The sequence below is a fragment of the Aeromonas sp. BIGb0405 genome (assembly GCF_024807335.1).
In the GTDB taxonomy this organism is placed as follows: domain Bacteria; phylum Pseudomonadota; class Gammaproteobacteria; order Enterobacterales; family Aeromonadaceae; genus Aeromonas; species Aeromonas rivuli.
The window spans coordinates 590,678-612,676 of the sequence record NZ_JANUEP010000002.1; the positions used below are offsets into that span (position 1 = coordinate 590,678).

26 protein-coding genes are annotated in these 21,999 nt (G+C 59.4%); 18 read left to right on the top strand and 8 right to left on the bottom strand.

Annotation, left to right across the window (positions count from 1 at the left end; genetic code table 11):
• Positions 1-56 precede the first annotated feature (56 nt).
• From M2366_RS07490 to M2366_RS07500, 3 genes are all read left to right on the top strand, one after another.
• Entirely contained in the window at positions 57-1,157 is a 1,101-nt protein-coding gene (locus M2366_RS07490; RefSeq protein ID WP_224430836.1) for a dihydrolipoamide acetyltransferase family protein, read from the top strand.
• A gap of 208 nt (positions 1,158-1,365) precedes the next feature.
• Complete coding sequence (locus tag M2366_RS07495) at positions 1,366-1,575, top strand: cold-shock protein (protein WP_042043304.1); 210 nt, start codon at positions 1,366-1,368, stop codon at positions 1,573-1,575.
• Between the two features lie 248 nt (positions 1,576-1,823).
• Entirely contained in the window at positions 1,824-2,171 is a 348-nt protein-coding gene (locus M2366_RS07500; protein WP_259269341.1) for a hypothetical protein, read from the top strand.
• On the opposite strand, the gene M2366_RS07505 is transcribed toward M2366_RS07500, so the two are convergent.
• Positions 2,155-2,406: a TIGR02647 family protein gene (locus tag M2366_RS07505; RefSeq protein WP_042043305.1), complete on the bottom strand. Its 252-nt coding sequence runs from the start codon at positions 2,404-2,406 to the stop codon at positions 2,155-2,157. The genes M2366_RS07500 and M2366_RS07505 overlap by 17 nt on opposite strands.
• Before the next feature lie 211 nt (positions 2,407-2,617).
• On the opposite strand from M2366_RS07505, the gene M2366_RS07510 reads away from it, so the two are divergent.
• Both M2366_RS07510 and M2366_RS07515 read left to right on the top strand, forming a co-directional pair.
• A complete protein-coding gene (locus tag M2366_RS07510) occupies positions 2,618-3,169 on the top strand; it encodes a hypothetical protein (RefSeq protein WP_042043306.1) in 552 nt (183 codons plus the stop codon).
• Positions 3,170-3,413: 244 nt separating this feature from the next.
• Positions 3,414-3,806 (top strand): DUF2750 domain-containing protein, encoded by a 393-nt coding sequence (locus tag M2366_RS07515; RefSeq protein WP_042043575.1) that lies wholly within the window; start codon positions 3,414-3,416, stop codon positions 3,804-3,806.
• Between the two features lie 73 nt (positions 3,807-3,879).
• On the opposite strand, the gene M2366_RS07520 is transcribed toward M2366_RS07515, so the two are convergent.
• Both M2366_RS07520 and M2366_RS07525 read right to left on the bottom strand, forming a co-directional pair.
• Positions 3,880-5,694: an extracellular solute-binding protein gene (locus M2366_RS07520; protein ID WP_259269342.1), complete on the bottom strand. Its 1,815-nt coding sequence runs from the start codon at positions 5,692-5,694 to the stop codon at positions 3,880-3,882.
• A 90-nt stretch (positions 5,695-5,784) separates the two neighbouring features.
• On the bottom strand, positions 5,785-6,678 hold the full coding sequence (locus M2366_RS07525; RefSeq protein WP_259269343.1) for an EamA family transporter: 894 nt from the start codon (positions 6,676-6,678) through the stop codon (positions 5,785-5,787).
• A gap of 315 nt (positions 6,679-6,993) precedes the next feature.
• Between M2366_RS07525 and M2366_RS07530 the strand changes: the two genes are divergently transcribed.
• Entirely contained in the window at positions 6,994-7,185 is a 192-nt protein-coding gene (locus tag M2366_RS07530) for a hypothetical protein (protein WP_259235697.1), read from the top strand.
• 41 nt (positions 7,186-7,226) lie between these two features.
• Here M2366_RS07530 and M2366_RS07535 read toward each other — a convergent pair whose 3' ends face one another.
• The gene (locus tag M2366_RS07535; protein WP_259269344.1) at positions 7,227-8,429 is read right to left on the bottom strand and encodes an HD-GYP domain-containing protein; all 1,203 of its coding nucleotides are present in this window, start codon (positions 8,427-8,429) and stop codon (positions 7,227-7,229) included.
• Between the two features lie 165 nt (positions 8,430-8,594).
• On the opposite strand from M2366_RS07535, the gene rsuA reads away from it, so the two are divergent.
• Entirely contained in the window at positions 8,595-9,287 is a 693-nt protein-coding gene (gene rsuA, locus M2366_RS07540) for a 16S rRNA pseudouridine(516) synthase RsuA (RefSeq protein ID WP_042043314.1), read from the top strand.
• Positions 9,288-9,468: 181 nt separating this feature from the next.
• Here rsuA and M2366_RS07545 read toward each other — a convergent pair whose 3' ends face one another.
• Positions 9,469-10,371, bottom strand: a complete 903-nt coding sequence (locus M2366_RS07545; protein WP_042043315.1) for a DMT family transporter — start codon at positions 10,369-10,371, stop codon at positions 9,469-9,471.
• A 371-nt stretch (positions 10,372-10,742) separates the two neighbouring features.
• Here M2366_RS07545 and M2366_RS07550 point away from each other — a divergent pair, with 371 nt between their 5' ends.
• Both M2366_RS07550 and yfcE read left to right on the top strand, forming a co-directional pair.
• Positions 10,743-12,401, top strand: coding sequence for a peptide ABC transporter substrate-binding protein (locus M2366_RS07550; protein ID WP_259269345.1), 1,659 nt, complete (start codon positions 10,743-10,745; stop codon positions 12,399-12,401).
• Positions 12,401-12,970 (top strand): phosphodiesterase, encoded by a 570-nt coding sequence (gene yfcE / locus M2366_RS07555; protein ID WP_042043320.1) that lies wholly within the window; start codon positions 12,401-12,403, stop codon positions 12,968-12,970. Before M2366_RS07550 ends, yfcE begins: the two co-directional genes overlap by 1 nt.
• Before the next feature lie 132 nt (positions 12,971-13,102).
• On the opposite strand, the gene M2366_RS07560 is transcribed toward yfcE, so the two are convergent.
• From M2366_RS07560 to flgA, 3 genes are all read right to left on the bottom strand, one after another.
• A complete protein-coding gene (locus tag M2366_RS07560; protein ID WP_224430829.1) occupies positions 13,103-13,519 on the bottom strand; it encodes a flagella synthesis protein FlgN in 417 nt (138 codons plus the stop codon).
• Entirely contained in the window at positions 13,516-13,836 is a 321-nt protein-coding gene (gene flgM / locus M2366_RS07565) for a flagellar biosynthesis anti-sigma factor FlgM (RefSeq protein ID WP_224430828.1), read from the bottom strand. The genes M2366_RS07560 and flgM overlap by 4 nt, the downstream gene beginning before the upstream one ends.
• 89 nt (positions 13,837-13,925) lie before the next feature.
• Positions 13,926-14,531 carry a flagellar basal body P-ring formation chaperone FlgA gene (gene flgA, locus M2366_RS07570; protein ID WP_042043577.1) on the bottom strand — a complete coding sequence of 202 codons (606 nt, stop codon included), beginning with the start codon at positions 14,529-14,531 and terminating at the stop codon, positions 13,926-13,928.
• 234 nt (positions 14,532-14,765) lie between these two features.
• Between flgA and M2366_RS07575 the strand changes: the two genes are divergently transcribed.
• The 9 genes from M2366_RS07575 to flgH all read left to right on the top strand — a co-directional run bounded on the left by M2366_RS07575 (position 14,766) and on the right by flgH (position 21,999).
• Positions 14,766-15,677, top strand: a complete 912-nt coding sequence (locus M2366_RS07575; RefSeq protein ID WP_042043323.1) for a chemotaxis protein CheV — start codon at positions 14,766-14,768, stop codon at positions 15,675-15,677.
• A gap of 18 nt (positions 15,678-15,695) precedes the next feature.
• On the top strand, positions 15,696-16,520 hold the full coding sequence (locus M2366_RS07580; protein ID WP_042043324.1) for a protein-glutamate O-methyltransferase CheR: 825 nt from the start codon (positions 15,696-15,698) through the stop codon (positions 16,518-16,520).
• Positions 16,521-16,582: 62 nt separating this feature from the next.
• Entirely contained in the window at positions 16,583-16,987 is a 405-nt protein-coding gene (gene flgB / locus M2366_RS07585; protein WP_042043325.1) for a flagellar basal body rod protein FlgB, read from the top strand.
• Between the two features lie 103 nt (positions 16,988-17,090).
• On the top strand, positions 17,091-17,510 hold the full coding sequence (flgC, locus tag M2366_RS07590; RefSeq protein ID WP_005894515.1) for a flagellar basal body rod protein FlgC: 420 nt from the start codon (positions 17,091-17,093) through the stop codon (positions 17,508-17,510).
• Positions 17,511-17,527: 17 nt separating this feature from the next.
• Positions 17,528-18,256, top strand: coding sequence for a flagellar hook assembly protein FlgD (locus M2366_RS07595; RefSeq protein ID WP_042043327.1), 729 nt, complete (start codon positions 17,528-17,530; stop codon positions 18,254-18,256).
• Between the two features lie 10 nt (positions 18,257-18,266).
• The gene (gene flgE, locus M2366_RS07600) at positions 18,267-19,607 is read left to right on the top strand and encodes a flagellar hook protein FlgE (protein WP_259269346.1); all 1,341 of its coding nucleotides are present in this window, start codon (positions 18,267-18,269) and stop codon (positions 19,605-19,607) included.
• Positions 19,608-19,739: 132 nt separating this feature from the next.
• Entirely contained in the window at positions 19,740-20,486 is a 747-nt protein-coding gene (locus M2366_RS07605) for a flagellar basal body rod protein FlgF (protein ID WP_042043330.1), read from the top strand.
• Positions 20,487-20,499: 13 nt separating this feature from the next.
• Positions 20,500-21,288 carry a flagellar basal-body rod protein FlgG gene (gene flgG / locus M2366_RS07610; protein ID WP_042043331.1) on the top strand — a complete coding sequence of 263 codons (789 nt, stop codon included), beginning with the start codon at positions 20,500-20,502 and terminating at the stop codon, positions 21,286-21,288.
• Positions 21,289-21,327: 39 nt separating this feature from the next.
• Complete coding sequence (flgH, locus tag M2366_RS07615; protein WP_042043333.1) at positions 21,328-21,999, top strand: flagellar basal body L-ring protein FlgH; 672 nt, start codon at positions 21,328-21,330, stop codon at positions 21,997-21,999.

A 21,999-nucleotide genomic window follows, 5' to 3' on the forward strand; every position in this document is an offset into this window, starting at 1 on the left:
AAGAGTCATGAGATTTTTCAACCTTTGGTGATGTCCCCGCGGATGGAGAACGGATCATGAAATATTTCAAGTTGCCGGATTTGGGCGAGGGACTGGCCGAGGCGGAGATCGTGGAGTGGAAGGTTGCTGCCGGCGATGCGGTCAAGGTCGATCAGGTGCTGCTCTCGGTCGAGACGGCCAAGGCGCTGGTGGATGTGCCCTCGCCAGTCAATGGGGTCATCGCTCGGCTCTGTGGTCAGGAGGGAGACATATTGCACATAGGCGCCCCCCTGGTGGAGTTTGAGGGCGGAGAAGATGATGGCACCGTCGTGGGCAAGGTGAGCAGCAGCCAGCAACATATAGAGGATCACTTCGTGGCCGGTGTGCTGGCTGCTGGCGGTCGTCTGGTGCAGGCCATGCCGGCGGTACGTCAACTCGCCCAGCAGCTGGGCATCGACATCAATAACCTCAAGGGTAGTGGCGCTGGCGGCCTGGTGCTGGAGCTGGATGTCCAGCAGGCGTTCGAGGCGCAGCAAGGCAGCGGCAACGAGTTCCTCAAGGGGGCTCGCCGGGCCATGGCCAAGGCAATGGAACATTCGCATCGTACCGTGGTACCGGTCAGCATCACCGATGAGGTCGATCTGCGAGCCTGGCGGGCCGAGGAAGATGTGACGGTACGTCTCATCAAGGCGATCGGCGTCGCTTGTCGGGCCGAACCATCGATGAACGCCTGGTTCGATGGCGAGACCTTGTCGCGGCGATTGTTTACGGAGGTCAATGTGGCCATCGCCGTGGACTCACGCCATGGGCTCTATGTGCCTGTGATGGAGAATGTGGCCGAGCGGGAGCCTGGCGACATTCGCCAGGGGCTGGATCGCATGATAGCCGACGTCAAAGCGCGGGCTGTGCCGCGGGAGATGCTCCAGGGGGCGACCATCACCCTCACCAACTTCGGTGCCATCGCCGGTCGCTACGCCAGCCCGATAGTGACACCGCCCCAGGTGGCCATCATAGGGGCGGGGACACTGTTCGATAAGGTGGTCTTCGTGCAAGGGGAGGCTAGGCCGGTCAGGGCCCTGCCATTGTCGATGACCTTTGACCACAGAGCCTGCACCGGCGGCGAGGCGGCGCGCTTCCTCAAGGCGCTGGTCAAGGCGTTGGAGGCCCCTGCCTGCTAGGCCTTGTGCCCTGCCATTGGCAGGGCACAAATATGTTTGCGTAATGAACAAAGCTACGTATAATCAGTCGAGCTTGAAAAAGGCAATATTTATGTTACTGAATACGATGTTTCACATCCCCTTCTAGTGTCCATAAGTCATTCCCTCTTTTCGAAGCTTTATCCGCCTTTCAAGGCACGAGTAATTTTTGAATACAGGTTTAATAGATATGTCTAACATGATCACCGGTACCGTTAAATTCTTCAACGAAACCAAAGGCTTCGGCTTCATCCAGCAAGAAAATGGCCCGGATGTGTTCGTACACTTCAGCGCCATTCAAGGCAACGGTTTCCGTACCCTGGCTGAAGGTCAGCGTGTACAGTTCACCGTGACCCAAGGTCAGAAAGGCCCGCAGGCTGAGAACGTAACCGCTCTGTAATTGTTACAGAATTTAAGAAAGCCGTGGTGCCTCTGGTACCACGGCTTTTTGTCTATCTGGGCTTTGCCAAGCTGATCTCAGCGGCAGGGATGGCGGCGATTTCCCTCGTGATATGACCACTCCTGCTCTGGATATGGCCTTGTGTGGCTGAGACTGACATCACTGCGTCATGGCGGGTTGAGCGTGCTCGTCTGAGTGTGTTAGAAATAAGCTATCAACAGGAACAGGACTGCTCGGCAGGTTCGTCGATGAAGAGAAGGATCTGGTTCGCCGCTTGCCTGGCGGTCGTTGTGGCGCTCACCTTGCCACCATCAGCCACTCAAGCGTCTCCGGTAGCCGGGGCACAGCCTGATCTGGTTGCCGCCGAGCAGGCCCGCCTCACTTGCCTGCAATTTTTGCAGGTTCGACTCGGGGGCGAGGCCGCACCCATCAGTATTGAGACCCGCCCCGTGCCCCACAGGGACCAGCAGTGGCTGGTGGACGGCAATGTAAAAGGACCCGAAGGTCCTTTGCTGTTTGCGTGTCACCTGCAACAAGGCGCACGCTGGGAACTGTTGAACTTTTCGCTCTGGGCGGCGCCTATGCCACCGGCCTGAGGGCCACGAGCAGGTGTTGCAGGTGTTCAACCATTGTCATGCCAAAGGGGGTCAGATAGCCGCCATCCTCGGCGCTGATCAGACCCTGCTGATGCAGGCGTCCTGCCGCCTGGCAGAGCGTATCACTCATATCACTGCGTAACTTGATCCCCACACTCAAATTCGCCGGATCAAAGCAGGCCAGTACTTTCAGTTCATGGATAAAGTCTTCAGAAATCTGGTCGATCCCAATCATGGACAGGCTCCTTACGCTAATGATGTATGCAAATTAGCACTCCCCGAGGGAGTTTAGTGGGCGCTGGGTCAAAGTATTGGCGATTATGGTGGGTGGACGGGCCGTATGGCGATTTTTCAGGCAGGCGGTGCGATGAGCATTGCCGCTCACCGTGATAGGATAGGGCTTCATCGGCCCAGTCCCTCGTATTCCCTTCTCCAAGGCAACCCGCATGACCCGCATCACATTGATTTCTCTGCTTCATCGTCTCTCTCCCCAGTTTCCCATCTATCCGGTGGCGCAGCTCTTGTCCCCGTTGAGCGAGCATGAGGGGGAGGTCTGGTTACCCCCTCTGAGCAGTCCGGATGTGGCGGCCTTGCGTGCCAAGGTAGCCCCGCAAGCACTGCGTGAGCTTGCCTCCCTCTCCGCTGGCTGGTGCGATTTTGCCGTGAGCGACAGCGGTGATACCCCCGAGCTGGACGCCTTGGCTAACTACGACGAAGAGATGCTGGATAACCTGCGCCTTTACTGGGGCAGTGCGGCCAAGATCAATCACCCGATCACCGATAACCTGTTTGAACTGCGCAGGGGAGTGGTGGATGAGGCTCATGGCAGCAAGTTGGCCCAGGCTTGGGAACGCCAGCAGGAGCTGCGATTTGCGCAGCTGATGACGGCGGCCAAGGGGCAGGATCTGCTCTGTTTCGTCGAGGTTGAATCGGCCTATTGGCTGCGTCAGCGTCTGAGTGAGCAGGCCGAGATAGTGCTGCATATTCCCGCACTGTAGAGATGATGAAACCGTTGAGTTTACGGGGTCACCCTGTTTGAGCCGCCCTGATTGACCAGGTGGCATCCTTAACTGGCGCGAACCAGCCGTGTCCTGACGGCGCGGGGCGTCCATTCACTGGACAAGGCTGCGGCAAGATGTGAACATGTCGCCCTTTATTGCGCGAGCCAGCCCGGTTCGGGTCATCATCGACTCGGCAGCCCAGGCCCATCGCGATCCTTGGCACTGCATAAGAGACTTGACCATGAGCTATGAACTGACCGAGACCGAGCGCAATGCCGCGCTGCAACTGAACGCCGACTACCGCTTTGATCACTTCATCAGCAAGCTGGTCGAGCACGAAGAGCTGTTCGTGCTGACCGACGAACACGGCGTCATGATGCTGACCACCGAAGACGAAGACTGCATCCCGGTATGGCCGCACCCCGAATACGCCCAGGCCTGGGCCGAAGGCGAGTGGGCTGAATGCAAGCCGCAGTCCATCACCCTCAAGGTGTGGCTGGAGCGCTGGGTGGAAGGCATGGAGCAGGATGAGCTCTGCGTGGCCGTGTTCCCGACCCCGGATCAGGAAGGCATCGTACTCGAGCCTGCCGACGTGGCCGATGCGGTTGCCCAGAAGCAGGCCAAGCGCGGTTAATTCCCCTCCGCTTGTGCTAAACACAACCCCGCCATTGGCGGGGTTGTGTCGTTTTGGGCATCCGATGACGGACTCAGGGCTGCAGGTAGCGGGTGTCGCGGATATTGACCTGAGGGTAGCGGGTGCCTTGCTTGATGGCGTTCAGGGTCTCCTTCTTCACCGTCTCATCTATCCAGAACAGACCGCCGTAGCTGTAGCCGGAGTTGAAGCCATCGAGGGGCCAATAGAGCACTTCGCTCTTGGCGGTGGCAATCTCCTTGGGCAGTCTTATCCAGCGCCAGGCCCCTTCCCGGGTATAGGGAACCTGATAGGTGGGCACGAAGCTGGCCAGCTCATAGAGCCGGGCCTGGATCTGCCGTGACAGTTCGGCTTTCTTGGCAAAATCGAACTCCTTGTCGTACTGCTCCACCAGGGCCGTGATGGCGTCATCATCGATGTTCATGATGTTGTTGGTCTGTGGCTTGTGGGCGTTGACCTTGTGGAAATATTCCCAGTAGGCGGGATAACGTCCCGTACTCCAGGCCATCCAGGCGCTCTGGTGTTTCTTCTCCAGCATGGCCTTGAAGCCCGCTGAGGCATCCATCAGGTTGAGCTCCAGATTAAGACCCGCTTTTTTGGCCTCTTCACGCAGCAGGGTGAGGCGCTGGGAGTGCTCCGAGGTGGTGTAGATCACGTTCAGTGACAGTGATCTGCCCTTGGCATCTTGCAATATGCCCTCTGGCCCGGCTTTGGTGAAACCCGCCTTGGCGAAATAGTCGCGCGCGAGCGCAGGGTCGAAGGGCCGCGCCTTGAGGGCGTTATTGGTGAAGTCTCCCTGGCCGGATCCATAGTTGTTGAGGCGCTGGTAGTCGCCACGCAGCAAGGTACTCAGCATCTTGTCGATGTTGAGGGCGTACTGGATGCCGAGCCGGACATTGAGGTCGCTCAGCAAAGGGTCATCGATGTTGAGATAGAGGCCGCTCGGGGATTGCGGGGTCTGGGTATAGAACCAGATACGGTTTATGTAGCCCTTGTCAAATTCGGGGGTCTTGGTCTTGTCGTGCCACCAGTTCGGGATCACCAGTCCGAAGGTATCCAGCTCGCCGCGCAGGAAGTGCTGCCAGGCAATGTTGAGATCGCGCAACACCTTGATCTGGATACGGTCGGGATTGAACCTGTGCTGGAAGTAGCGCTCGTCGTTACCCCACCAGTCGGGAATGCGGCTGAAGGTAACGGATTTGCCCTTCTTGACCTCGCTGAGCTGATAGGGGCCCGTCACCGGCAATACCTTCCAGTTGTACTCCCGCACCCAGTTGTCATCGAGTGTGATGGCGTGACTGGGCTCGGGGGAGAAGGGGAGGGAATCGAGCAAGTCTTCCCGGCTCTTCTCGCTGCCGCTGGTGATGGCCAGAGTGTGGTCATCGAACTTGATCACATCGACAATTTGAGTGCTGTAGTAGTTGTTGTACCAGGGGGCATTGATCTGCTTGCTGCGCAGCATCTTGAGGGTGAACAGGAAGTCGTCTGCGCTGACCGGTACGCCATCGGACCAGCGGGCCTTGGGGTTGATGCGAAAATACATGGTCTTGTGATCGGCCCCGAACGCCCACTGGTTGGCCAGCATGGGGATCGGATTGCCGGTGTCGGGGTGGCTGGCCAGCAGGGGCAGCCGGTTTTCCCGCATATAACCGGCGAAGGCGCCATTGGCATCGGGGCCATAGTTGCGCAGGGTCAGCGGAAAACTGGTCATGAAGGTCCGAAAGGTACCGCCCCGCTGGGCAGCCGGATCGGCATAGACGGGATCCGTATCGTTGCTTTCCCACTTGAGATCCGTTGGCAGGGTGGCACTCCAGCCGAGCTGAGTCCAGCACAGGGCGAGGGCGGCGGCCCCCAGGTGATTCAGTCGCATATCCTTTGCTTCCTTGTCGTGGCTGCGTGTTGAGGCGTTTATTTTACAATAGCGGGCCAAGCCATTGGCATGGCCCATCATGAGAGGGCATCAGGCCCGGGTCAATGGTTTGGACAGGGCCAACCGCCCCCCCAGCAGGTGGACCAGGAAGCCGAGCAGCACCAGCGCAGAGCCCAGCCACTGCAAGGGGGTTGGATGCTCATCGAGCAAGATGGCGGCAGTCACCATGCCGACGCAGGGAACCAGCAGGGAGAGCGGCGCCACTTGGGCTACGGGGTAGCGCATCAGCAGCCGGCCCCACAGCCCGTAGCCGAGCCAGGTGGCAATCAGCGAGAGATAAAGCACGCAGAGCAACCCTTTCCAGCTGAACTGTTGCAGGCTATGGACGATAAGCGCCGGCCCCTCGAACAGCCAGGAGAGGGCGAGAAACGGCACTATGGGCACCAGGCCACCCCAGGCGATCAGGCTCGGCAAGGCCACCTGATAGCGCAGCCCAATCTGGCGGTTGATGACGTTACCCAGTCCCCAGCAAGCGGAGGCGCACAGGGTCAGCACGAAGCCGAGCAGGGTCAGGTTGCCTTCCCCATGAGTGGCGATGAGGTAGAGACCGGCTCCTGCCAACGGCAGGGCAACCCAGTGGTGGGGCTGCCAGCGCTCTCCCAGCCAGATCATGGCGAACAGCAGGGTAAATACCACTTGAGATTGCAGCACCAGGGAGGCCATGCCTGCGGGCATGCCAAACTTCATGGCGCTAAACAGGAAGGCAAACTGGGCCAGGCTGATGGTTCCGCCGTAGGCCAGCAGCCAGCGCCAGGGGATGGTGGGTTTTGGTACCAGCAAGATGGCGGGAAAGACCACGCCGACAAAACGCAATGCGCCCAGCAGCAGGGGCGGTATGCCGTCCAGCCCCCACTTGATCACCACGAAATTGAGGCCCCAGCAGAGGATAACCAGGGCTGCCAGACACTTGTCCTTGGCTTGCATGACACATCCTTGTTTGATAGCGAAGGTAATGATCCCGCCAGGACAGGCAGGCAAGGTGTCGAGCATAACCTCGACAGGGTGCCCGGCGTCAACCGGAACGCCAGTTTCAGGCTGATTTAGGTGTCCGTTGGGGGGCGCCGGCACTCGATACAAGATGCCAATGCTCAAAGCCGCCTGTGATGGGGTCATCCCCTGGCGAGCTGCCTTGATTGTCCAAGTGTCAGGGAAGTGCTCGGGAGGGGTTGCGCAGACTAAACTCCAAGGGAGAGCACCCGCGGTGCGGGTCCTGATTAATGGTAAATATGGAGGTACCCCATGAGCGATCACTCCCTGCTTCCCCATGGCGAGGATCTGCGCCGGGCGGTACGCTGGTTGGCCGAGGGACACGCCAGTGATCCCCATGCTATCGAGGAGGCCTGCCTGCGCTTCGATCTCTCTCCCCTCGATGGAGAGTTTCTCATCACCCACTGGACCGCGCCTGGCAGCGGTACCGATCGGCCAGCCTGAGCGCGGCCGGCACCGGACTCCCTTATAGCGCCGTGGTGTCGTCAGATGAAATGAGCGAGGGTGATGTCATAATCCTTGGGATCCACGGTGCTCTCTATGGTCTCATTGACGCTGGCTTTGGCAAGGTCGAGCAGTTGCACTTCCAGGTAGTGCCGTTGGGTGGCGTGATAGATCACCTTGACCAGGGGCTTGAGTGGCGCCAGCTCGTTGCGTTGCATCACCAGGGCCAGGCGCTGATTGGAGAGCAGTACCAGGGTGCCAACCGGATAGACCCCCATGCACTTGATAAAACGCGTCACCAGTTCCTCATCGAAGTGAGTGACAGCCCCCTTGAGCAGGATCCTGAACGCCTGGGTCGGCTGCATTCCCTGCTTGTAGACCCTGTCTGCCGTCACCGCATCATAGACATCGACAATGGCGCTCATGCGCGTGTAGAGCGAGAGCTGCTCTCCCTTGAGGTGGCGGGGGTAACCTGAGCCATCCAGCCGCTCATGGTGGTTGGCGGCCACCTCCAGCATGGTGGGGGTGATACCCGTCGTCGCCTTGAGGATGTCGTGGCTGTGCACCACATGCTCGCGCATGATGGCAAACTCTTCGTCAGTCAGCTTGCCCGGTTTGTTGAGCACGGCATCCGGGGTCATTATCTTGCCCACATCGTGGAGCAGTCCTCCCAGGGTCAACTCCTTGAGCACGCTGCGCTCGAGCCCCAGATAGCGGCCGAAGTTGGCGAGCAGTATGGCCACGTTCATGGAGTGTTCCATCAGGTAGGCATCCTTGGCCCGGATGCGGGCCAGGCAGAGCATCGCATCCCCGTGACTGAACATGGTGTCGACCATCTCCTCGGCCACGGTGGCGAGCGAGGTGATATCGATGGGTTCGCCCGCCTTGAGCTGGCGAATGAACTTGCCTTGCAGTTCACGGGCTTCTTGATAGAGGCGGCGGATCTTGAGCTCGCGCCCCTCACCCGGGACACGGGGCCCCTGGGGGGCCGTCATCGAGAGAGAGGGGCTGTCTGGTTGCTCGGCGGCACAAGGGGGGGAAGCCTTGGCCAGCTTGCTACGACTGAGATCGACCCGCACCCTCAGCACGCCGCGGGTCACCAGGGCCGCAATCTGGCGCTCATCGTTGACCCGGCCTGTCTGGGCAATCTCCATGTCGCCCCGTTGGCTGATGATGGCTACCACGAACATGCCGGGTTTGAGGCTACTGATGGCAATGACGGGATGGGGGGAGGCTGAGATCATAGGGTTCTGCCTTTATGATGGTGCCTGGTCACTTAGGCTGATTATGGGGCGAGTCTACCACTGGTTTCGGAGACCGTCACAGGCCCGGCGGGCGTTAATGCTGGAGTTGTCACGGTTGGCCGATATAATGTCGCCCTTTTCCCGATGGCAATGTTGAGGTAGTGAATGCGGCTCGATAAATTTCTTTGCGACTGTTCCGATCTGACCCGCTCCCTGGCGGGCCGAGTGATCAGGCGAGGAGAGGTCATAGTGGATGGCATCGTGGTCAAACAACCCGCTTTCCATATCAACGAACAGAGCCAGATCGAGTTTGACGGCGTCATGCTGAGCCTCGACAGGCGCAACCGCTACTTCATGCTGCATAAACCGGAAGGTTATGTCTGCTCCAATGAGGATCCGGATCACACGACGGTGTTCGCGCTGCTGGATGAGCCGGCCATCGGCAAGCTGCATGTGGTGGGGCGCCTCGATCTCGATACCACAGGCCTGGTGCTGATCAGCGACGATGGCCAGTGGTCCCATCGCATCACCTCGCCTCGCCACGAGTGTGCCAAGACCTACCGCGTCTGGCTGGCGGACCCTGTGCATCAGGATGCGGTCTCGCTGTTTGCCGATGGGGTTTTCCTGCGCAACGAGACCGATAAAACGCGCCCGGCCAAGCTCGAGCTGTTGGGGGAGTGCGAGGCGCGGCTGACCATCCAAGAGGGCAAGTACCATCAGGTCAAGCGGATGTTCGCCTCCATCGGCAACAAGGTGGTCGGCCTGCACCGTGAGCAGATAGGCCCGCTGATGCTGGATGAGACCTTGGAACTTGGCGAGTATCGTGAGCTGACTGACGAAGAGATTGCCCTGTTCTGAGTCACCTGGTGCCCAGCCACATTGTCTGGGCAGGAGCGGGGATATGGGATGGGAAAACGGCGGGGGCTGACAGGCTCCCGCCGTTTTTTTATGGCTTCTCATCCCCTCCCTGAGGGTCAGGGAGCGGCGTTGCCCACAGGGGCGGCGCCTGTTCAGCAGGTCCCATGGGGGAGGGCATGACTCAATGGCTGCCACTCATGCCCAGAACCAGAATGGTGCCCAGGGTGGCGAGCAGGGCACCCGCCCAGGCGGGCAGGCTGGGGCGCTGACCCGAATGCCACCAGAGCAGGGGGAGCAGCACCACAGGGGTGGTGGCGGAGAGAATGGCCACCATGCCCACATCCCCCTGGCGCAGGGCAACCAGGATCAGTGTCATCCCCAAGGCCATGGCCAGGAAACCATTGACTCCAATCATGGCGAGAATGGGGCGATTGATGGGGTTGAGGGGCATGGCGAGGGGCACCCGCAGCAGGCGCAGCACGCAATGGGCAAACAGGGCGCTGGCCATGCGCACCCCGGAGGCGCTGACCGGGTCTATGTCGCTGCCGGCCATCACCGGCTTGGCAATGATGGCCCCCAGGCTCTGACACAGGGCGGCAGTCAGACCCAGCCCTATGCCGATGGCGATGTGGCCGCGAACCTGCTCCCAGTCATGGGACTGGCCGCGCCGACCGAAGAGTATGGCCAGCATGACCCCGGTGAGCACCAGCAGGGCGCCAAGCAGCCGCCAGCCGGTGAGCGTCTCGTCAAACAGCCAGAGGCCGAGCAGGGCGGAGAAGAGCGCATGGCAGGAGAAGAGCAGGCCGCTGCGACGGGGGCCGAGTCGGTTCATGCAGGCGAACAGGGCGGTATCGCCAATGAAGATGCCGATGAGACCCGAGAGGATCAGCAGAGGCACGGCCCCGGCGCTCAGGCTCTGCCAGCCACCCGTTGCCAGACTGGCCCCCCCCAGCATTAGACTGACCAGGAACATGCGCCAGCGACTGTAGGCGAAGGCCCCCAGATGGCGAGCCGGTTTGACCGATATCAGGGCGGCAACCGCCCATAAACTGGCGGCAGCCAGCGCCAGCCACTCGTACCCCATAAAGACCTCTGAACATCCAGTCCGAAGGCCGAGTCAGGCGGCGACCTGTGCCACTCCCCGACCTTCATGACAACAACGAAAAAGTAGCTGCAAAGCCGTAGCAGGCCACGCCCTGCACCCGTGACTCATACTGCATAAAGACTGCGGCGTCTCAAGGGGGAAAGGTGCGTCAAACCGTTGCCTGCGCCAGTCATCCGGATTTCATGCCAACGACGAAAAAAAATGCCCGAAAGACTCCATCTCAGGGGCGAGCCGGATACAATACGGGGCGTTTTCGGGGATAACAAGGACGGCATCATGCATTCGTCATCAGGCGCGCCGTCGGCCTTCCCCTCATGTTTGGTAAAGCATTGCGAAAAGAGGTCAGTTGTATGTATCACCGTCTTGTCCATCCCGCCCTGCGCCGGATCTCCCCCCTGTTGTGCGCCTTGCTATGTGGCGGCACCTTGAGCCAGGTGGCCCTCGCCACGCCCGTGGATGCCGCCCCGGATCTCGCCCCCCGTCAGACCCTGGTCAAGGGCAATGGTGCCGAGCCCGAATCCCTGGATCCGGCCCTGGTGCGCAGCGGCTTTCCCGGTGAAGTGATCCTGGTCGACTTGTTCGAGGGATTGGTGAGCGAAAATGGCGAGGGCAAGATAGTACCGGCCCAGGCCATGAGGTGGGAGCAGAGCCCGGATGGGTTGGAGTGGCGTTTCTTCCTGCGCCCCAACCTGCACTGGTCGAATGGCACGCCCCTCAAGGCGGAGGATTTTGTCTATGCCTGGCGCCGTTTGCTCGATCCCGCCCTGGCATCTCCCTCGGCGGGGCTGATGCTGGCCACGGGCATCAACAATGCCGCTTCCATCTATGCCGGTGCCCTGGATCTTGACTCGCTGGGAGTGGTTGCAGAGGGGGATCAGATCCTCAAGGTGACCCTGGAGCGGCCCGCCCCCTATTTTTTGCAGCTCATCAGTCAGCGCCCCTTCGTGCCGGTGCCACGGCAAGTGATTGCCGAATTTGGCAAGGGGTGGACCCAGCCCGCTCATCTCGTCAGCAATGGTGCCTATCGGCTCACTAGCTGGGTGATGAACGAGCGGCTGGAGGCCGAGCGCAACCCCGCTTATTGGGACAACGGCCACACTCGCATCGATAGGGTCACCTATCTGCCGCTCGCTTCCCAGCATGCCGAACGACTGCGCTACGAGGCGGGAGAGATCCAGCTCACCAACCGGGTCGCCCAGGATTACTATGCCCGCATCAAGGCCACTGCCCCTGAACGGCTCTGGGGCCTGCCGCTGCTCGGCACCTATCTCTATAGCTTCAACATGAACAAACCCGAGTTGCAGGATGTGCGGGTACGCCAGGCCCTGAGCATGGTGATCGACCGCCAGCTGCTGACCGACAAGGTGAGTGCTCAGGGGGAGCTGCCCAGCTGGCGCCTGCTGCCAGATATGCCGGGTTATACGGCCACCACCCCTGAGCTTGCGAATGCCTCCCAGGATATCCGCAGCGCCATGGCCGTTAAGCTCCTCAAGGAAGCGGGCATCGACGAGACTCATCCCCTGCGCCTGACCCTCATCTACAACAGCTCGGAGAACCACAAACGCATGGCGCTGGCGGTGGCCAGCATGTGGAAGCCCCTCGGGGTCGAGGTCGAACTGCGCAACATGGAGTGGAATGCCTATCAGCTTGCCAAGAACAGCGGTGACTTCATGGTGGCGCGATCCTTCCTGTTTGGTGACTATGTGGAACCCTCTGCCATGCTCAATGCCCTGCGCTGCCTGGATCCGCAAAACGAGAGTGGCTACTGCAACCCTCACTATGATCAACTGTTAGAGCAGGCCGCGGCGACCCTGGATGAGCAGCGCCGCAACCACCTCTATCAGCAGGCCGAGCGTCTGATAGAGCAGGATGTGCCCGTCATCCCTCTCTATCACTACAACCAGATGCGGCTGGTCGATCCCCAATTGCGTGGCTTGCCCAGCAGCAATCTCAAGGGGGCGATCGCCACCAAGGATCTCTATTTCGTGACTCCTTCAGGGGCCAAGTGATGAGACTCGCCATTCTCTCTGATCTGCATGGCAGCCTGAGCGCCTTTGACGGTGTCATGGCCTGGCTCGGGCCCTGGCAGCCGGATCACTTGCTGCTGCTCGGGGACCTGCTGAGCCATGGTCCGCGCAATCCCGTACCCGAGGGCTACCAGCCGGCGGCGCTGGCCGCACGACTCAATGGCCTGGCCAGTCGCATTCTGGCGGTGCGAGGGAACTGTGATTCGGAAGTGGATCAGATGCTGCTCGATTTCCCCATGATGGCGCCCTACAACCAACTGCTGGTCGATGGGCGGCGCTGGTTCATGAGTCATGGTCATCTCTACCACGCCGATGCCGTCCCCCTGCCGCCGGGCAGCCTCTATCTGAGCGGTCATACCCACCTGCCCGAGCTGAGGCGCACAGGGCAGGGCGAGCAACGGCGGGTCATGGTCAATCCGGGCTCCCTCTGTTTTCCCCGGGGCGAGCTACCTGCCAGCCTGGTCTGCTATGAAGCGGGGGAGCTGAGTCTGCGGGCGGCGCAGGATGGACGGGTGCTGCAGCGGCTCTCTCTGGCAGAGGGGTCTGCCTGAGCAGGGGTGAGGGGAGATGATAGTGGTGAGCCTGAGTGCCCAGCCCGATGGTTAGGCGGCTCACGAGTGAAGATCGGCGATGAGTAAAGCGAAAAGGGTGCCCTGAGGGGCCGGGAAGGCAGACGGGAGAGGCTAGGCCTTGATCCCCGGAGAGCGGGTGCCGGAGCGGGTGTTTCCCTTGGCATCATAGGTGAGCGAGTTTCTGTCTCGCAGCTGGTTCAGGAAACCGGCCAGGCGACGATTGGAGACAATACTCAGCTCCAGCAGGCGACCATTGGTATCGTTTTGTTGCTGGCAGGCGACCAGCGCATCGGCGATCCTGGCCATGATATCCGGCTGGTGTGCGAGCCTATCCTGAAGATCGGGCTGCTGGGCCAGACTGGTATCAAGCGCCTCTATGGCACCTAGCAACTGCTGTTTACGTTCTGCCAGGGTCGGCAACTCCAAGGCTCTGCGCTGCTTGAGCAGTTCAAACTCCTCGCTCAGCAAACCCTGCATCTGGGTCAGCTGATCATGCTGTTGTTGCAGCAGTGCAGCCAGACTCATCATCCCAGGGTTTTTTCCAGCTTGGCTTCGAAGCTGAACATCTTCTTGGCAACGGCTTCGCCATTGACCTGGTACTGGCCACTGGCCACGGCTTTCTTCAGGCTTTCCACCCGGCTCTCATTCCCGGTCGATGCCGAGTTGAGGTTTTTCTGTACTTGTTGCAACTGTTGCGCCTCACTGGTCAGGGAGACTGAATCGACCTTGACCTGAGTGGTGCGGGCATCTTGTCCGCCGTTGGTCGACTTGGCCACGCTGCTCTGGCTGTTACCGGTATTTTGTACCCGATTACCTGCCAAGTTGTTGATATTGTTAATAGCCATCTTGGTTACCTTTATTCGCTTTGCTGCCTGCTTACCCGTTTATCGGTCTAAGCTACCGGAACTTTAGGGAAAATTACCAAAAAATTCATTCAGAAGCTGACAATAACGGAGCCGACTGAATTCACCTTGCCCTGTACCGTCCTGCCGGACCTGATATTAACCAGCTTGATCATGTCGCCGAAGCTACCATCTTGCAAGGCGCGCGCCATGGTTTTGATCTGCATGCTGCTGTTTTCGGCGATGAGGGTAACCTGATCGCCCTTGCAGATCACACAGATCTGATTCAGGCGCACCGGTTGGCCGGGTCTGAGTTCGCGTTTGCTGCGAGTACCGACCAGCGCCTCTATGTCCTGTATATAGTCACCACGGATCAGGGTCTGATCCTCGTAGGCCTGGATAAGCTGGTTGCGACCGAGAATATCCCCCTTGGCGATGGCTTCCGAGACGGTGATATAGGGCTTCTGGATGCTGACTCGCACCGGCAGATAGAGATCCCAGCCCGGCGTCTCGTTGCACTTGAGGTAGACAGTGGTGTTGCGTCTGATCTCCATCTTGGCAGGCAGGCTGATGTCGAGATCATGCTCGCAGGCCGTGAGCTGCAAGCGGGTATCTATGCTGGCGGCACTGAGCTCGGCACGGGCATCGAGGGGCAAGGAGAGCTGATCGCGCACGAACTCCTCCGCCCGGGTTTGCAACCCGGCATTGATGTCGGACGCCAGGGCCTTGTTGGCCCCGCTGAGCAGCAACAGGATGAGGAAAAGTCTGTTAATCATTTTCGTCCGCTGGTCGATAAGTGGATAACGTATAAGACAACTGTTCACTATGCTCGCGCCAAGATGGGTTCCTGGAACCGCTGGGAATCTGGCGCGAGTCAACATGGCGCATGCACAACATGCATGAATAATGCCAGGCGTTTTTAGGGAGTGTGTATGGCCGGTATTCTGGACTCGGTAAACCAACGGACTCAACTGGTCGGGCAAAATCGCCTGGAGTTGCTGCTGTTTCGACTCAATGGGCGTCAACGATTTGGCATCAACGTCTTCAAGGTGCGCGAGGTGCTACAGTGTCCTCCCTTGACTGTCATGCCCAAGCTCAACCCCTGCATTCGCGGTGTGGCGCACATTCGTGGCCAGACTATCTCGGTGATCGACATCAGCATGGCCATGGGCAACAGGCCCATCGCCGATCTCTCCAAGTGCTTCATTATCATCTCGGAATACAACAGATCCATCCAGGGCTTCCTGGTGCAGTCGGTCGAACGCATCATCAACATGAACTGGGAATCTATCTTGCCACCCCCCAAGGGGGCAGGACGCATCAACTACATGACGGCGGTCACCGAGGTGGATGGCGAATTGGTGGAGATCCTCGATGTGGAGCGGATCCTCAACGAGATCTCCCCGGTCTCGACCGAGGTGAGCCAGGAGCTGGTGGCGGTGAGCGCAGAGCACAATACCCAGGGACGACCGGTGCTGGTGGCCGATGACTCCTCGGTGGCGCGCAAACAGGTGCAGCGGGCGCTCGATGCCATCGGTGTGCAATGCGTGCTGGCAAAAGATGGCCGCGAGGCCCTCAACATGCTGCTGGAGATGGCCAAAAATGGCCCCATCAAGGATCAAATCGCCCTGGTCATCTCGGACATAGAGATGCCCGAGATGGATGGTTACACCTTCACCGCCGAGATCCGCAACAATCCCAGCCTGAAGGATTTACATGTTATCCTGCACACCTCCCTCAGTGGGGTGTTCAACCAGGCCATGGTGCAGAAGGTCGGGGCGAACAATTTTATCGCCAAGTTTCAGCCCGATGAGTTGGCCAAGGCCGTTCAAGGCGCACTCTAAAACAAGAAGAACGCATACATGAAGACACTGTCAGACGACTTATATAAGCAATTCAGCAGCTTTCTGGCGCTGCAGTGCGGAATTGTGCTGGGTGACAACAAGCAATACCTGGTGAAGAGCCGCCTGTCCCCCTTGATGGCTCAGTTTGGCATCGAGAGTCTGTCTGAATTGGTGACCCGTTCCATGAGCCTGCGTGAGCGGGAGTTGAAGATGGCGGTGGTCGATGCCATGACCACCAATGAGACCCTCTGGTTTCGGGATGCTTATCCCTTCCAGCTGCTCACCGACAAGATCTTCCCGGAGCTGGGCAAGAGTGGCCGCCCCATCAAGATCTGGTCGGCGGCCTCCTCCTCGGGTCAGGAGCCTTACTCCATCGCCATGTCGGCGCTGGAGCAGCAGGTCAAACGCCCTGGTACCTTGCCGGGCGGGGTACAGATCATCGGCACAGACATCTCCACCACCATGCTCAATCAGTGCAAGGAGGGGGTATACGACAGCCTGGCGCTGGCCCGCGGCCTCTCCCCTGAGCGCAAGAAGTTGTTCTTCGAGCCCCATGGTGACAACAAGATGCGGGTCGTGGATCGTGTCAGAAAATTGACAACCTTCCGCCCCCTGAATCTGCTGGAAAGCTACAGCCTGCTCGGCAAGTTCGACATCATCTTCTGCCGCAATGTGCTCATCTACTTTGCCCCGGAAGTGAAGTCGAAGATCCTCAACCAGTTCGCGGCCAGCCTGAATCCGGGCGGCTACCTGATGCTGGGTGCCTCGGAGTCCCTGGCGGGCCTCACCGACAGGTTCGAGATGATCCGCTGCAACCCCGGTATTGTTTACAAAGTCAAATAACCCCTCCCATCTCTTCCTTTGGCACACCTCTTGCTAAGAATCCAGCAAGCAGGAGGTGTGTTATGGCAATTTCATTCGACAAGGCTTTTGGTGTTCATCAATACACGTTGAGCGTGCGCGCCAAACGTGCCGAGGTGCTATCTAGCAATATCGCGAACGCGGATACCCCAGGCTTCAAGGCCCGGGACATCAACTTCGGCGATGCCATGGCCCAGGCGCAGCAGCATCAACAGGGGTTCAGTCTGGCCACGACCAGCGAGCGCCACTTTGCCTTGAACATGGACAAGCCGGGCACATCCCAGTACCGCAACCCGCTCCAGCCCGACACCGGGGACGGCAACACCGTCGATCTGCAGCAGGAACGCAGCGAGTTTTTGCGCAACAGTCTCGAATACCAGACCTCGGTCGAGTTCATGAACGGCAAGATAAGCGGCCTGCTCAAGGCCCTCAAGGGAGAGCAGGGATGATGAAGCCTGACGCTTTGTTATGCCTGATCGCTTACCGCTTCAGCAATGATCCGATACGCCGCGGCCTGGACCAGGCCTTGCAACAAAACCAAGGAGCACAGCAATGAGTTTGTTCAAGGTCTTTGACATCGCAGGTTCTGCCATGAGTGCCCAGTCGGTGCGACTCAATACCGTGGCCAGCAACATGGCCAACGCCGACAGCGTCAGCTCCAGTGTGGAAGGAACTTACCATGCCAGGCGGCCAGTTTTTGCCGCCCAGCTGGAGCAGGCCATGTCCGATGGCCAGGGGTCGGTCGGCGTCGAGGTGAAGGGCATCGTTGAGAGCAAGGCTCCGCTGCTCAAGGAGTTCAATCCCAATCACCCCATGGCCGACAAGGATGGCTTCATCTTCAAACCCAATGTCAACATGGTCGAGGAGATGGCTGACATGATCAGCGCCTCGCGCAGTTATCAAACCAACGTCCAGATTGCCGATTCTGCCAAGCGCATGCTGCAGCAGACCCTCAATCTCGGTAAGTCCTGATAGGGGGCGGCAAGTAAATGGCAGATACCTATGACAGCGTACTGGGCGTCAATCGCGTTGCATCGAACCAGACCGCAAACACAGTCCAGAAAAAGGAGTTGGATCAGGAGTCTTTCCTCAAGCTGCTCACCATGCAGCTCTCCTATCAGGATCCCTTCAAGCCGGTAGATAACGCCCAGATGTTGTCCCAGATGACGTCCATGTCTACCTCCGAGGGGATCAACAATCTCTCCTCCCAGATGGAGAGCCTCAACAGCCTGATGACCTCGAGCCAGGCGCTGCAGGCCTCGGCACTGGTCGGCCAGGATGTGTTGATCCCGTCCAATACCGGTTATCTGGAAAAAGGCGGCGACATCTCGGGGGTCATTGCAACCGGTGATGGCGGCAGCAACGTCAAGGTGACGGTGAAAGATGAGAGTGGCCAGGTGGTCAAGGAGTTTGCCCTCGAGGGCGATCACCAGGGCAACGTGGCCTTCAGTTGGGATGGCCTGGACAAGGATGGCAATCCCGCCAAGACAGGCAAGTACCAGATTGAAGCCAGCGCAACGGTCGCGGGCAAGTCCGAGAGCCTGCCGGCCCTGACCTATGCCCAGGTGGAGAGTGTCACCCTGGGCTCGGCCAGCTCACCCAGCACCCTGAAACTCAAAGGGCTGGGCGGTATCTACCTCACGGATGTGCTGGAAATTTCCGGTTCTGGCAGCAAGTCGACCCCGACGCCCACCCCAACCAATAACGCAGTGATCTAAGGAGAAAGACATGTCATTTAACAATGCCCTCAGTGGCGTCAATGCGGCTCAAAAAGACCTGAACGTCACCGCGAACAACATTGCCAACGTCAACACCATCGGCTTCAAGGAGTCCCGTGCCGAGTTTGCCGATGTCTATGCCAACTCCATCTTCGTCAACTCCAAGACCCAGGTGGGCAATGGTGTGGCGACCGGTGCCGTGGCGCAGCAGTTCCAGCAAGGGGCCTTGCAATTTACCAACAACTCCCTGGATCTCGCCATTCAGGGCAATGGCTTCTTCGTCACCTCGGACGGGGTCAATGCCCTGGATCGCAGCTACACCCGGGCCGGTGCCTTCAAGCTCAATGAAAACAGCTACATGGTCAATAACTCCGGCGGTTTCCTGCAGGGGTACGAGATCAATGCCGACGGCACCCCCAAGGCGGTGAGCCTCAATGCCACCAAGCCCATCCAGATCCCGGACAAGGCGGGTGAGCCCAAACAGACCACCACGGTCGAGGCCAGCTTTAACCTGCCTGCGACTGCGACCCCTCAGGTCGTCAACCCCTCTACCTTCGATCCCAAGGATTCATCCACCTATTCGTCGTCCACCTCTGTGGTTTCCTACGACTCCCTTGGTGAGCCTCATACCATCACCCAGTACTTCGTCAAGGATGCGGATGCGACCGACCCCACCAAGTCGGCCAACCCGACCTCCTGGCGCATGTATCTGTATGAGGGCGACAAACCCATCGATATCACCGGTGGTGCCATCACTACGCCGGCAACCGGGGTGGCCACCCCCCCGCTCAGCGCCAATATCACGTTCAATGCCGATGGCAAGGTGAACACCATTACTCCGGCGGTCATCAAGACCGAAGCCTTGGGTACGCCGGGGGCGGGCGTCATCGACAATGGCGCCGATCCCACCCAGGTCATAGAGATAAAGTTCGGCAGCGTGACCCAGTACTCCTCCCCGTTTGAAGTCAATAAATTGACCCAGGATGGCTCCACGGTAGGACGGTTGACCAAGGTCGAGATCACCAATGACGGCATCGTCTCCGCGACCTACAGCAACGCGACCACGGTCAAGGTGGCCATGGTGGCCATGGCCAAGTTTGCCAACGCCCAGGGGCTGACTCAGGTGGGGGATACCTCCTGGCGTGAATCCCTGCTCTCCGGCGATGGTCTGCCGGGCACCCCGAACTCGGGCACCTTCGGTTCCATCAAGTCGTCGGCCCTGGAGCAGTCCAACGTGGATTTGACCTCGGAGCTGGTGGATCTCATCACGGCCCAGCGCAACTTCCAGGCGAACTCCCGTTCTCTGGAAATCAACAGCTCGCTGCAGCAGACCATATTGCAGATCCGCTGATAAGTTTGTGGCCAGCACACAAGGGCGCCTCGGCGCCCTTTCTTTATATATCAACACCTTAAAATCCATCTAATCTTCTTGGCATCTTAATTGCTTTATTCCAGGCAGAGTCATCTGTTTGACGGAGAACCCATGGACCACCTTCTTTATATCGCGATGTCCGGTGCCAAAGAGAACATGAACAGCCTGGCTGTGCGTGGCAACAACCTGGCCAACGCCAACACCACGGGCTTCAAGTCTGACTTCGAGCAGGCTCGCGCCATGCAGGCGTTTGGCGAAGGGCTGCCGACCCGGGTATTTGCCATGACCGAGCGGCCGGGCCAGAACCTGCAGCACGGCTCCCTGATGACCACGGGGCGGGATCTGGACGTGGCCCTCGATGGTCAGGGCTGGATCGCGGTACAGGATGACAAGGGGGGGGAGGCCTTCACCCGCATGGGCAATCTGGAACTCAGTGCCACCGGCAATCTGCAGACCAGTACCGGGCTCAATGTGGTGGATGACGCAGGCAGGCCCATCGTATTGCCGCTGCCCCTCGAGAAGGTGGAGATCAACCGGGATGGCACCATCACCGGTCGCCCGGAAGGGGCCGCCCCCAATTTGCCGGAAGATTTTCAGCGCATCAAGCTGGTCAGGCCGGCGGCGGATGCGGTGGAGAAGGGGCAAGATGGGCTGTTTCGCCGCAAGGATGGCCAGCCTGAGCCGGCCTCTGCCGATGTGGGGCTGATCGCCGGTGCGCTGGAGAACAGCAACGTCAATGTGGTCGACGAGATGACCAACCTTATTCGTTTGCAACGTCAGTTTGAAACCCAGGTCAAGATGATGAAGACGGCCGAGGAAAACGACGAAGCCCAAACCCAGCTGCTGCGTATCAGCTAATTAGGAGCCAGACATGAATCCTGCACTTTGGATAGGCAAGACGGGACTGGATGCCCAGCAGACCAACATCGCCGTTACCTCAAACAACCTCGCCAACGCCAGTACCGTTGGCTACAAGAAATCCCGAGCCATCTTCGAAGATTTGCTCTATCAGAACATCAATCAGCCGGGGGGGCGCTCCTCGGCCGATACCGAGCTGCCGTCCGGCCTGATGCTGGGGGCGGGGGCCAAGGTGGTCGCCACCCAGAAGAGTTTCAGTCAGGGCAACGTGCAGACCACGGACAACTCCCTGGATCTGATGATCAATGGGCGTGGCTTCTTCGAGGTGCAACTGCCCGATGGCAGCAGCGCCTATAGCCGCAACGGCCAGTTCACCCTTAATGATGAGGGGACTATCGTCACCCCGGGCAACGGCTATCCGTTGCAGCCCGAGATCCAGATCCCGGAAAACGCCCAGAGCGTCACCATAGGCGAGGATGGTCAGGTCTCCATCCAGCTCAAGGGGGACGGTCAGTCCCAGGTGATTGGCCAGATCAACATCAGTGACTTCGTCAACGCCTCCGGCCTGCAGCCCATGGGTGAGAACATGTTCCTCGAGACCCAGTCGAGCGGAGCGCCCATCGAAGGCACGGCCGGTGCGGACGGACTGGGTGTCATCAAGCAGGGCATGCTGGAGGTCTCCAACGTCAACGTCACCGAGGAGCTGGTCAACCTCATTCAGGCCCAGCGGGTCTACGAGATGAACTCCAAGGTGATCTCGGCGGTGGACTCCATGATGTCCTACCTGACCCAACGGACATAACCTCTTCTCTGACCCAGCAGTAGTAATGGGAGTCTTGCAATGAAACACATCTGGATGTTGGGCCTGTTGGCGCTGGGGGGGTGTACCAGCACCCTCAATACCGCCAAACCGGACGACCCCGAGTTTTCCCCGGTCTATGGTGAATCCGAACCGGTGTCGGTGCGCCCGACCGGTGCCATCTTCCAGCCCGATCAGGTCAATGGCATCTACTCGGACATCAAGGCCCACAAGGTCGGTGACATCATCACCATCGAGTTGGCCGAGTCGACCTCCGCCTCCAAGAAGGCCAACACCCAGACCGGCAAGGAGAATGATTTCAATCTGGATCCGGTCAGCCTGGGGGGCGTGCCCATCACGGCCGGCGCGTACAATATGTCGGCCTCCATCGGGCAAGATTCCGCCTTCAAGGGGCAGGCCAAGGCGGATCAGAGCAACAGTTTGCAGGGCAGTATCTCGGTCAGCGTGGCCAAGGTGCTCAGCAACGGCAACCTGGTGGTGCGTGGCGAGAAGTGGATCATGCTCAACAACGGCAACGAATACATCCGTATCACCGGCCTCATCCGCCCCGAAGACGTGACCTCGGACAACAGCGTCTCCTCCCAGAAGGTGGCCAATGCCCGTATCCACTACGGTGGTACCGGTGACCTGGCCAATACCCAGGAACAGGGCTGGCTGACCAGTTTCTTCAATGGTCCCTGGTGGCCACTCTAG